Source organism: Pseudolactococcus raffinolactis NBRC 100932 (assembly GCF_001591765.1).
Taxonomy (GTDB): domain Bacteria; phylum Bacillota; class Bacilli; order Lactobacillales; family Streptococcaceae; genus Pseudolactococcus; species Pseudolactococcus raffinolactis.
Map to the genome: position 1 here is coordinate 172,201 of NZ_BCVN01000001.1, position 12,548 is coordinate 184,748.

General features: G+C 41.5%; 9 protein-coding genes. All 9 read left to right on the forward strand.

From position 1 onward, the window contains the following. The first annotated feature begins 179 nt into the window (after positions 1-179). The 9 genes from xylA to LRA01S_RS00855 all read left to right on the forward strand — a co-directional run bounded on the left by xylA (position 180) and on the right by LRA01S_RS00855 (position 12,521). The gene (gene xylA, locus LRA01S_RS00815) at positions 180-1,490 is read left to right on the forward strand and encodes a xylose isomerase (protein WP_061773754.1); all 1,311 of its coding nucleotides are present in this window, start codon (positions 180-182) and stop codon (positions 1,488-1,490) included. Between the two features lie 123 nt (positions 1,491-1,613). Beyond that, positions 1,614-2,915, forward strand: coding sequence for an ABC transporter substrate-binding protein (locus LRA01S_RS00820; protein WP_061773755.1), 1,302 nt, complete (start codon positions 1,614-1,616; stop codon positions 2,913-2,915). A gap of 191 nt (positions 2,916-3,106) precedes the next feature. After that, positions 3,107-4,045 (forward strand): carbohydrate ABC transporter permease, encoded by a 939-nt coding sequence (locus LRA01S_RS00825; protein ID WP_061773756.1) that lies wholly within the window; start codon positions 3,107-3,109, stop codon positions 4,043-4,045. A 3-nt stretch (positions 4,046-4,048) separates the two neighbouring features. After that, positions 4,049-4,882: a carbohydrate ABC transporter permease gene (locus LRA01S_RS00830; protein ID WP_061773757.1), complete on the forward strand. Its 834-nt coding sequence runs from the start codon at positions 4,049-4,051 to the stop codon at positions 4,880-4,882. 214 nt (positions 4,883-5,096) lie between these two features. Continuing rightward, positions 5,097-6,764, forward strand: coding sequence for a glycoside hydrolase family 43 protein (locus LRA01S_RS00835; RefSeq protein WP_061773758.1), 1,668 nt, complete (start codon positions 5,097-5,099; stop codon positions 6,762-6,764). Between the two features lie 252 nt (positions 6,765-7,016). Further along, positions 7,017-8,207 carry an iron-containing alcohol dehydrogenase gene (locus LRA01S_RS00840; RefSeq protein WP_061773759.1) on the forward strand — a complete coding sequence of 397 codons (1,191 nt, stop codon included), beginning with the start codon at positions 7,017-7,019 and terminating at the stop codon, positions 8,205-8,207. 150 nt (positions 8,208-8,357) lie between these two features. Then, positions 8,358-8,813, forward strand: coding sequence for a MarR family winged helix-turn-helix transcriptional regulator (locus tag LRA01S_RS00845; protein ID WP_061773760.1), 456 nt, complete (start codon positions 8,358-8,360; stop codon positions 8,811-8,813). A 70-nt stretch (positions 8,814-8,883) separates the two neighbouring features. After that, the gene (locus LRA01S_RS00850) at positions 8,884-10,656 is read left to right on the forward strand and encodes an ABC transporter ATP-binding protein (RefSeq protein ID WP_061773761.1); all 1,773 of its coding nucleotides are present in this window, start codon (positions 8,884-8,886) and stop codon (positions 10,654-10,656) included. Next, entirely contained in the window at positions 10,656-12,521 is a 1,866-nt protein-coding gene (locus LRA01S_RS00855; RefSeq protein ID WP_061773762.1) for an ABC transporter ATP-binding protein, read from the forward strand. The genes LRA01S_RS00850 and LRA01S_RS00855 overlap by 1 nt, the downstream gene beginning before the upstream one ends. The last annotated feature ends 27 nt before the right edge of the window (positions 12,522-12,548 follow it).

The following is a 12,548-nucleotide window of genomic DNA, read 5'->3' on the forward strand; positions in this document are numbered from 1 at the left end:
TAACCCTTTTATAGCAAGTGCTGGATAATTGTAGACAAAATATTTAAAATTTTTATCAAAAAAGTACTTGACAAGATAATTGAAAACGGTTACAATTATCTTTGTAAGTTAGTTCATCAAACGAACTTGTCGTTCTAATCAAATATTTAACTCGCAAAGTCGAGTAGGAGGAAGAAAAAATGGTCTATTTTCCAAATGTAGAGAAAATTCAGTATGAGGGTGTCGACAGTCAAAATCCTTTCGCATTCCGTCATTATAATCCAGAAGAAGTAATCGAAGGTAAAACGATGAAAGAACATCTTCGTTTTGCAATCGCCTACTGGCATACGATGACACAAGATGGTTCAGATCCATTTGGTAACCCAACCAATCAACGTCCTTGGTTTGGTGAAACACCACTTGAAACAGCTAAAAATCGTGTTGAAGCTTTCTTTGAAATCTTGGTCAAACTCGATGCCCCTTACTTCTGTTTCCACGATATTGACATCGCACCAGAAGGCGATACGTTGGAAGAATTCTTCTCAAACTTGGACATCATCACTGACCTCATCAAAGAAAAAATGGCTGAAACAGGGATTAAATTACTTTGGAACACAGCCAACTTGTTCTCAAATCCACGCTTTGTCAATGGTGCAGGCTCATCTAATAATGCGGATGTCTTTGCTTACTCAGCAGCCCAAATCAAAAAAGGCTTGGACATCTCTAAAAAACTTGGTGGCGAAAACTATGTGTTCTGGGGTGGCCGTGAAGGTTACGAATCACTCTTAAATACAGACATGGCACTTGAACAAGACAATATCGCCCGTCTCTTCAAAATGGCGATTGCCTATGGCGAAAAAATTGGTCATAAGCCACAATTCTTGATCGAACCAAAACCAAAAGAACCAACCAAACATCAATACGATTTCGATGCGGCAACAACACTTGCCTTCATCTTGAAATACAACTTGCAAGATGACTTCAAACTCAATCTTGAAGGGAACCACGCGACCTTAGCAGGTCACACCTTTGAACATGAATTGACAGTGGCGCGTATCAATGATGCGCTTGGTTCAATCGACGCCAACCAAGGTGACGTGTTATTGGGCTGGGACACAGATGAGTTCCCAACTAATGTCTTTGATACTACCCTTGTCATGATTGAAATCTTGGAAAACAATGGGATTGCGCCTGGTGGGATTAACTTTGACTCAAAAGTTCGTAGATCATCATTTGCGCCAGAAGATTTGTTCTTAGCTCACATTGCAGGTTTTGATACTTATGCCCGTGGTCTCAAAGGAGCAGCAGCAATTCGTGCAGATAAATTCTTGTCAGATTTGAAAGCCAAACGTTATGCCAGCTACGAAACAGGAATTGGTGCCAACATCATGGCAGACAAGGAAGACCTTGAGAGCTTGACTGAATACTCACTTAAAAATGGTGCAGCAATCACAAATGAATCAAGTCATATTGAACTTGTGAAGTCACATCTTAATGATTATTTGGTTTAAGTCTATATTGCCCAAACATTTATGATTAAATAATGGTAATTTACTGATGATAGAATCTGTCATCAGTAAATTAAAAAAACAAAAGGAAAGCGTTTTCTTTTTAGGGATTGAAAGGATCTTATGATGAAATTGAAGAAAGTTGTCACAGTTGGCTTATTGGCAGCAGCGACTTTGGCTGTATTTACGGCATGTGGGAAAAAAGATGCGTCTAAATCGGATAGCGGAGAGAAGACTTTAACAGTCTGGACTTTTACAGATGAGTTAAAAGAAATTGTCAATGATTATTATCTGCCAACACATAAGGATTTGGGCTACAAGATTAAAGTGGTTTCGATTCCATCTGATCAATATGAAACGAAACTTGACCCAGTCATCAACACTGATAAGGCACCAGACGTGATTGCGCTTGAATCTGCTTTTGTTAAAAAATATGTTGATTCTGGTCAAATGGCTGATTTAGGTAGCATGGATGGGATTAAAGAAGCAAGTAACGACACCTATTCCTATGTTAAAGAAGTTGGGACGTCTGAAGATGGTAAATTACGTGCGCTCGCTTGGCAAGCAGCGCCTGGTGGTTTCTTCTACCGTGCGTCACTTGCTGAGAAATGGCTAGGAACAGGTGATGTTGCAGGTGTTCAAAGTCAAGTGTCAAACTATGCAGATTTTCTGAAAGCGGCAGAAACTGTTAAAGATAAAAGTGGTGGTACAGGCTACATGTTATCTTCTATCCAGGATTTGTACAAACCATTCTTTGGTGTTCGGAAACATGGTTGGGTTGAAAATGATAAATTAGTCCTTGATTCAAGTCTTGATCAACTGATGGACATCTCTAAAGATTTTGTCAGTCAAAAATTGACACAAGATACGGAAGGGCAATCTGAAGCTTGGTTTGCTGGTATGAATGAAAACAAAGTATTTGGCTACAGTTTGCCAACTTGGGGTCTTTCTTATTGGTTGAAACCTAATGCGACATCAGCAGATAAAAAAGTGACAACAGAAGGAGACTGGCGCATGATCCAAGGGCCAACTTCATGGTTCTGGGGCGGTACATGGGCAGGTATTACTGAAAAATCTACCAAAAAAGAAGAAGCTGCTGATTTGATTAAATATATCACAACAGATCCAACTTTCTTGAAAAAATGGACAGAAGACAAAGGTGATTTCGTTTCAAGCCAAAAAGTTGTCAACGAAATCAAAGATACCTATGAAGAAAAATTCCTAGGTGGTCAAAATCATTATGCGGCATTTGCAACTATGGCTGAAAATATCAATGCCAAAATTTTAACAAAATATGACCAAACAATCGAAACTTTATATATTGATAACTGCTTGATCCCTTACTCTAAAGGTGAAAAAGATAAGAAAAAAGCGATTCAAGACTTTAAAGATGCTGTTGCCAACGCTTATCCAGATATAAAAATTTAATACAAAGAAGGAACGGTTGAAAGACCGTTCTAATCTTTGAAGCGATAAGTAGAAGAGGTTTGACGCTGAGCACAGAAAAATAAGTTAATTACGGTAACTCGGTGTTTTCAAACTAACTTAGCACTTTGTGGTTCTCTAACTCTCTTAGCCATTAAGTCATCGCTTCAACATCTTAAAAAAGGAGTCAAGTTATGCAAAATTTTCTTTCAAAATTACCTTTCGGAAAGAAGAGATCTTTAGAGAGCTATAACAATTTTGGCTATGTCTTTCTATTGCCATTCTTTCTTGCCTTTCTAGTTTTTCAACTTTATCCGATCCTTTATACGGTATTTCTCAGCTTTACTGATTTACATGGTTTTGAAACGACCTCAAATATGGTCGGCTTTAAAAACTATCTGTCGATCTTTAATAATGATATGTTTCGTAAATCGGTATCCAATACCTTCATTCTATGGGTGATTAATTTTATACCTCAAATTGGGTTAGCCTTGCTCTTATCAGCGTGGTTTACGAATGTTAAACTGCGTTTAAGAGGAACAGGATTTTTCAAAATTATCTTTTATTTACCCAATATTATCACAGCTGCATCAGTTGCCGTCTTGTTCTACGCCTTGTTTAGCTATCCTTTAGGGCCTATGAATCTCTTGCTCCAAAATGCGCATATTGTGAGTAAACCAATTGCTTTCTTAAGAAGTGAATGGGGGACACGGGCAATTGTTTCTTTCATCCAATTTTGGATGTGGTATGGTCAAACAACCATTGTCTTGGTTGCAGGGATTATGAGTATTGACGAATCACTGTTTGAAGCCGCGATAGTGGACGGGGCAAATGATAATCAAGTCTTTAGATTGATTACACTGCCTCTCTTGAAACCGATTGTTCTTTATACTTTAGTCACTTCTTTAATTGGTGGCCTTCAAATGTTTGATATCCCGTTCCTTTTGACCAATGGTAATCCAAATAATAGTACCTTGACAATGGCGATGTACATTTATAAACAAGCCTTCACAGGCGCTCGTAACTTTAACGTTGCTGCAACGGCATCTGTACTTTTACTCATTATTTCTATTGTATTAAGTACAGTACTTTTCCGCCTTTTCAGTGGGTCAAGCAAGAAAGGGGGGAAATAAACGATGGATAAAGCAGATAAATATAAACGCATCTTAATCTATGTGTTTATGGCAATCTTAACTTTGATGAGTATCTTTCCGTTCTGGGTTGTACTCGTCAATGCGACACGCTCAGCTGAACAAATCCAGCAAGGGTTGTCTATTTTTCCAGGTTCAAACTTAGGTTATAACTGGAACGTTCTCATGGAAAAACAATTTGATATCTTTGGTGGATTCAAAAATAGTTTTATCATTTCAGCATGTTCAACTGTCCTGAGTATCTACTTCTCAGCCATGGCGGCTTACGGCTTAGTGGCTTATAAGTTTAAGGGACGCAAAATTTTATACGCCGGTATATTAGGTCTGGTGATGATTCCAACGCAAATCAGCATGATTGGTTTTTATCAATTTGTGAGTAAAATGAATTTGCTCAATAATTATATTCCATTGATTTTACCTGCGATTGCAAGTCCTGCGACGATTTTCTTCTTCAAGCAATACTTGGAAACAATTTATCATCCAGATTTACCGGATTCAGCTCGACTTGATGGTGCGGGAGAAATTAAGATTTTCCACCGGATTATTTTGCCACTTATGACGCCAGCGATGGCCACGATGTCTATTTTTGCTTTTGTAAGCTCGTGGAATAATTTCCTGATGCCCTTGATTTTGATCAATGACACAGATAAGTATACTTTGCCGATGCTCATTCAACTCTTGAAAACGGATATGTACCGGACAGAGTTTGGTAGTATGTATCTTGGTATCTCGCTGAGTATCGCACCATTGCTCATTATGTATTTCATTCTATCTAAATATATTATTCGTGGCGTTACAGCAGGTGGTATCAAAGGATAGAAATTTTAAGTGGTAGCAGTTGCGAGTATGACAACATCTGTAGGATTCGATATTGTTTCAAAATGCTGAACACGACGTGATTTAACAAAATAAAAAATAACTCATAAGACTTTGAGCGGACAAAGATTGCGAATGACCCTGCTTGGACGAAGCGCTAGCGTAGGTCAAGTTTTAAGATTTCGCTAAGTGAAATCGCAAAAAGAGGAGATAGAAAATGAAGATTCAAAACCCTGTCTTACCAGGATTTAACTCAGATCCGTCAATCATTCGCGTTGACGATACTTATTATATTGCGACATCAACATTTGAATGGTTCCCAGGTGTCCGGATTCATGCATCAAAAGATTTAGTACACTGGAATTTGGTAGCACATCCATTGTCAACTGTTGAATTGCTTGATATGCGTGGTAATCCAGCATCTGGTGGGATCTGGGCGCCTGATTTGTCCTATGCTGACGGCCGATTTTGGCTTGTTTACACCGATACTAAGATTACAGATGGCTCATTTAAAGATATGACCAATTACTTGACCACAGCAACTGAGATCACAGGACCATGGTCTGCTCCGATTAAGCTCAATGGGGTTGGCTTTGATGCTTCACTATTTCATGACGATGATGGTCGTAAATATCTCATCCAACAAACTTGGGACCATCGTGAGTATAAACACGCCTTTGATGGTTTAACCTTGACAGAATATGATGCCGAGGCTGAGCGACTCTTACCCGAAACAGCTCGCACAGTTTATCGTGGGACGGCTGTTAAGTTAGTCGAAGGTCCGCATATTTATAAAATGAATGGCTATTACTACATTTTTGCGGCACAAGGTGGGACTGTTTATACACATGAAGAAGTGGTCGCGCGTTCGAAAACTTTGGACGCTTTATCATTCGAAACGCAACCTGGTGAAGTTTTTCTGACAAACTTTGACACACCTTTTAACTATATCCAAAAACAAGGTCATGGTGGCTTAGTGGACACGCCTTCAGGTGAATGGTACTATGCTTCCTTATGCGGGCGACCTTGGAATCATCCAAATGAAAGCATCACAGATCCACGTGGTTGGTGTACTTTAGGACGTGAAACGTCTATCCAAAAAGTCGAGTGGGATGAAGCAGGATGGCCTCATATCGTGGGTGGTCATGGTGGCACGACGGAAGTTGACGCACCCAAAGATGCGATTTTTACAGCAGCACCTGAAAATCACAATCAATACAACACATTTGATGGCTCAAAATTGGATATTAACTTCAATACCTTACGTGTGCCGTTTGATGCCAAAATGGGAAACATCAATGATGAAGTACCTGGTCATCTTCGTCTCTATGGTCAAGGCTCTCTTGAGAATTTCTTTGACCTGTCATTGGTGGCAAGACGCTGGCAAGTCTTTAACTTCAACGCTGAAACGAAAGTTAGATTCAAACCAACAAGTTATCAAGCTATGGCTGGTTTGACCAACTATTATAATGATAAACATTATTCATGGATTTTCATCACTTGGAATGAAATCAATGGTGCCGTCATTGAAGTTGCGCAGAATAATCGGGGCAACTATACCTCATTTCTTAAAGATGATGCCATCAAGATTCCAGAAGGAACAGACTATGTTTGGTTCCGGACAAAAGTACGCAAACAAAGCTATACTTATGAGTATTCCTTTGATGGTCAAACGTACCTTGAAATCCCTGTCGTTTTGGATGCAGCCATTCTTTCAGATGATTATGTCAATCAAACCATGGGTGGTTTCTTCACAGGTGCCTTTGTAGGTCTAGCAGCAGTAGATTATGCTGGCTATCGCACACCTGCTGATTTTGATGAATTCAAATATGAAGAACTACCAGACACTGATGTAAAAGAGATCTTTGCGCCAGGATTAAGATAAACCAACGTATTGTTTCTTCAACTCCTACCAAATTATTTTACAAGAAGTGAGGGCTATCTCCGGGTAGCTCTCACTTTTTGACCAATGGATTGAAAATCCGACAAATTCAGAAAATGAAATAGTAAGCGAGAGATGAAGCGTGCATTTTAAAAACGATATACTTTTGTTTGAAAAAGTGTATAATAAACCTATCTGATTTAAGTCTTTTGAGACTTAATTAATCATTAAGAAACATAAAAGGAGTACCAAACCATGAACAATTTCAGAATGTACGTCCCAACGGATATCCGTTTCGGTAAAGACCGTTTAAATGAATTACCAGAAGTTCTAGCCTCCTATGGGAAACGAGTCTTACTAGCCTATGGTGGTGGCTCAATCAAACGTTTTGGACTCTATGATAAGGTTGTCAACCTTCTTGAAAGCAATGGCTTTCAAATCGTTGAATTGACAGGCATTGAACCTAATCCAAAGATTGGCTCAGTTCGTGAAGGGGTAAAACTCATCCGTGAGCATGCCTTAGATGTCATTTTAGCAGTCGGTGGCGGTTCTGTTGTGGATGCCGCTAAAGTCATTGCGGGTGGTGTCTACTATGATGGTGACGCTTGGGATCTTGTCGAAGACAGTAGCAAGATAGGCAAAGCTACCCCAATCGTTGATATCTTGACCCTTGCAGCGACAGGCACAGAAATGAACCGCAATGCTGTCATTTCAAACCCAGAACGCAATGAAAAGCTAGGCACAAGTGGCTGGGAGTTGTTACCAAAAGTCTCTTTCTTAGATCCAACCAATACCTTTACGGTGCCTGCCAGTCAGACAGCCGCAGGTGCTGCTGATATTCTAAGTCACCTCTTTGAGCAGTATTTTAACCGAACAGCCGGCGTGACCGTTCAAGACAACATCGCCGAAGGCTTGATGAAAGCTGTCATCCAACATGCACCAACTGCGATTCAAACGCCAGATGACTACAGCGCCAGAGCTAACATCCTCTGGGCCTCAACCCTCGCTTTAAACGGTATCCCAGGAAACGGACGTGCAGGTGGCTGGACCTGCCATCCCATCGAGCACGAATTATCCGCCTACTATGATATTACCCACGGCATTGGTTTGGCCATCCTAACGCCACGTTGGATGTCCTATTGTCTAGAACACGATGCAACGACAGTTGCGAAATTCGCCCAATATGGCCGCAACGTCTGGCATCTCGAAGGCGAAGATGACACCGTCGCCCACCAAGCTGTCAAAGCGACTCATGACTTCCTCAAATCCCTAGGCATCCCCATGACCTTGCCAGAAGTCGGCATCACGACCGATGAGCTGGTCCCAGAGATGAGCGCCCAAGCTGTGCGCCACGGTCATCTAACTCAAAATGCCTATGTCTCACTTGATAATGAAGATGTGGCTGAAATCATCCGTGCTTCATTTGTAGAGATGACTGATTTCTAAACTCAGAAAAAACGTTTGAAATGCTTGAATTAACAAGGGTTTTCAAACGTTTTTTGAGTTGTTGCATTATGTTTGACAAACGAAAATGTTAGCAGTATAATTGTTATCGAACTAATAGTTATGCAGCTAACAATATAAGGAAGAGGTCAAATGAAAAAAGAGAATATCGGGGCAGAACTACGAGAGCTGAACATCTCGCTGTTGCGTCACCTGGCCAAAAATAAAGCTAAGCCCAACAAGGAAAAGCCTGACTGTCCAGATGAAACCCGCGGTCTACAGGTCTGGGTCATCGATTATTTGATTAAGCATCAAGATGAAGACGTCTTTCAAAGAGATCTAGAAAAAGAATTTGTGATGCGCAGACCTACGGCCACTAATTTTATCAAGAAAATGGAGCAGGCAGAGCTCATCAGACGCGAACCTGTTGCCTATGATGCCAGACTAAAGAAGATCATCCTAACGGACAAAGCTTTCAAACTACAAGCTGGGATGATGGCGAAAAAGCAAGAATTTGAAACGCTTCTGCGTGATGGTTTATCAGATGAAGAGATTGTTCAATTCATCACAACGATTCAAAAAATTAAACACAATTTACGTGAGCAGTGATGACTTAATATGAGATTAATCGTTTGTTCACACTCAAAATCGTCATTTCAATAACATAAAGGAAGTAAACATGCTTAAAATCTTAAAAAAAATCACTGGAAAAGAGCTCAGATACGTCGGTATCAGCTTGATTTTCATTGTCATCCAGGTGTATTTAGACCTTAAATTACCGGATTACATGAGCAAAGTGACCAAATTAATCCAAGAAAAAGGCACAACCGTGTCGCAAATCTTTGATGAAGGTCGCTGGATGGTCCTCTGTGCCTTTGGCTCACTCGTCGCCGCAGTCATTGTCGGCTTCTTTGCTGCCAAGGTAGCCGCTGGCTTATCACGGACGCTGCGTCATGATGTCTACCATCAAGTCTCAGAGTATTCAATGGCTGAAATCAACCAGTTTTCAACTGCCAGCCTGATTACCCGTTCGACCAACGACATTACTCAAGTCCAAATGATCGTGGCTATGGGGCTACAACTCAGTATCAAAGCACCGATTACTGCCGTTTGGGCTATCATGAAAATTGCCAACAAATCATGGGAATGGACGACTGCTTTAGGTGCTGCTGTTCTCTTCCTTCTCGTCATGATCAGTATTATCGTGACGCTTGCCATGCCACGCTTCAAGATTATCCAAAAATTAACGGATAAACTAAATTCCGTGACCCGTGAAAACCTGACTGGGATTCGTGTGGTCCGTGCTTATAACGCTCAAAAATATCAAACTGATAAATTTGAAAAAGCCAACGACGATATTACGTCAACCAACCTCTTCATTCAACGCGCAATGGCCTTCATGATGCCCATGATGTCTCTTGTGTCATCTGGCCTGTCAGTTGCCGTTTACTTGATTGGTGCGACCATTATTAAAGCTGCAAGCGTTGGGACACCTGCTAATTCACCTCGGATCAATCTCTTTTCAGACATGGTCGTGTTCACGTCTTATGGAATGCAAGTTGTGATGGCCTTTATGATGTTGACCATGATTTTCATCATGTTCCCGCGTGCCAATGTCTCTGCTGGTCGGATTAATGAAGTCATCGATACCGCCTCAAGCATTAAAAACGGGACAAAAGATGGTTCAGCAGCTAAAGAAGTTGGGACTGTCGAGTTTAAGAACGTCTATTTCCAATACGCTGATGCCTCTGAACACGTTCTTGAAGGTGTTTCTTTCAAGGCCAATAAAGGCGAAACGGTTGCCTTCATCGGCTCAACCGGTTCTGGTAAATCAACATTAATCAACCTCATCCCGCGTTACTATGATGTGACAGCCGGTCAAGTCTTGGTTGATGGCGTCAATGTTAAGGAATATACAGAAGAAGCCTTGCACGATAAAATGGGTTTCATCCCGCAAAAACCAGTGATGTTTAACGGAACGATTCGGTCAAACTTGGCCTTTGGGACTAATGCTCATGGTGACATGAGTGATGAAGACTTAATGGCAGCTGCACGGATCGCCCAAGCTGAAGAATTTATACTGAAAAACCCTGAAGGCTTAAACGCTGAAGTATCTCAGGGTGGTCTTAACCTGTCCGGTGGTCAAAAGCAACGGCTAGCGATTGCTCGTGCCATTGCCCGCAAGCCTGAAATTCTCGTCTTTGATGACAGTTTTTCAGCTTTGGACTATAAGACTGACCGTGTCTTACGCGATACCTTGAAACGTGAAACAGCAGAAACGACGAAACTGATTGTTGCCCAACGGATTGGCACGATTATCGATGCCGATCAAATTATTGTTTTGGATAAAGGGAAAGTCGTGGGTCGTGGGACACATGATGAGTTGATGGCTAGCAATGAAGTCTATCAAGAAATCGCCTATTCACAACTGTCTAAGGAGGAATTAGCCTAATGCCGACAACAAAAAATACACCTAAAAAATCTAATGGCGGTGGCTTTGGACCAGGTCGTGGCTTAGGTCGCGGAGGTGAAAAACCCAAAGACGTCAAAAAAGCCTTGGGCGACTTAGCGAAATATGTCAAACCTTGGTATCCGGCGATTCTTGTCGCAGCCATCGCTGCCTGTGGTGGTGCTTATCTGACCATTATCGGTCCTGATCGCCTATCTGAAATTACTAATAAAATCATGGCTGGTTTGAGAGCCAGCTTCATCCCCAAAGGCATGCCAGGTCATGGCGACATTGATATGAAAGCCATTACGGCGATTGGTGTGACTTTGATTGCCTTCTACTTGGGTTCAGCGCTTTTGAGTTACACCCAAGGTTTCATCATGGCGACTGTAACCCAACGGACATCTAAGAAACTACGTCAAGATATTTCGACGAAAATTAACAAATTACCTTTGCGCTACTTTGATAGTCATCCTTATGGCGATACTTTGTCGCGCGTGACAAATGACGTGGATGCGATCAGCCAAGCCCTTAACCAATCCGTTGGGAGTTTGGTTTCAGCCTTGACGCTCTTCTTTGGCACGATCATCATGATGTTTAAAACCAACGTTGAAATGAGTCTGACTGCTATTGCCACAACGGCGATCGGCTTTGGCTTAATGATGCTCATCATGACTAAGTCACAAAGATTCTTTAACGCCCAACAAAACGGCCTCGGCGAGGTTAATGGTTTTGTGGAAGAAGTTTACACGGGTCATAATATCGTGAGAGTGTCCAATGCGGACAAGTCTAAACAAGATGAGTTCGATGAAATCAATGAACGCCTTTATAACTCAGTTTGGAAATCTCAATTTCTGTCAGGCTTGATGATGCCACTCATGCAATTCATCGGTAACTTTGGTTACGGCGCTGTCTGTTTGGTTGGGGCGATTTTAGCCATCGATGGTAAAATCGAGTTTGGCGTGATCGTAGCCTTCATGATTTATATTCGTTTGTTCACTCAACCCTTGACACAAATCGCCCAAGCGGTGACCTCAATGCAATCAGCAGGCGCAGCTTCTGAGCGGATTTTCACATTCCTTGCGGAACCTGAATTAGAAGACGAAACGGGTAAGGCAACGACATTGGTCAACCCTAAAGGGGCTGTTGAATTTAAAAACGTTCATTTCGGCTATAACGCTGATCGTGTCATCATCAATGACTTCTCAGCCAAAGCTGAACCTGGTCAGAAGATTGCCATCGTTGGGCCTACGGGCGCTGGTAAATCAACCATGGTCAACTTGCTCATGCGTTTCTACGATATTGATTCTGGTCAAATCATCATTGATGGGACACCGATTAAAGAGGTGACGCGTGAAGCGGTCCACGATCAGTTTTCAATGGTCTTACAAGACACGTGGTTGTTTGAAGGGACAGTGAAAGAAAACTTGATCTATAATCAATGTGATATCACGGATGAACAGGTTGTTGCTGCTGCTAAGGCAGTTGGTGTCGATCATTTTATCAATACCTTACCAAATGGCTATGACTCAGTCTTGAAAGACGCTGATGAATTATCAGTTGGTGAACGTCAGCTCTTAACCATTGCCCGTGCGCTCTTGAAAAATGCACCAATGTTGATTCTTGATGAAGCGACATCATCAGTAGATACGCGGACTGAAGAATTGATCCAAAAAGCCATGGATAAACTCATGGAAGGTCGGACAAGTTTTGTCATTGCCCACAGACTGTCTACCATCAAAAATGCTGACTTGATTCTCGTCATGAAAGACGGCGATATCATCGAAAGTGGCAACCACGAAGCCTTGCTTGCACAAGGTGGCTTCTATGCTGATTTGTACAATTCACAGTTTGAAAGCGTGGCTTAAGATAAAAATCGAAAACATTAGTTTGGA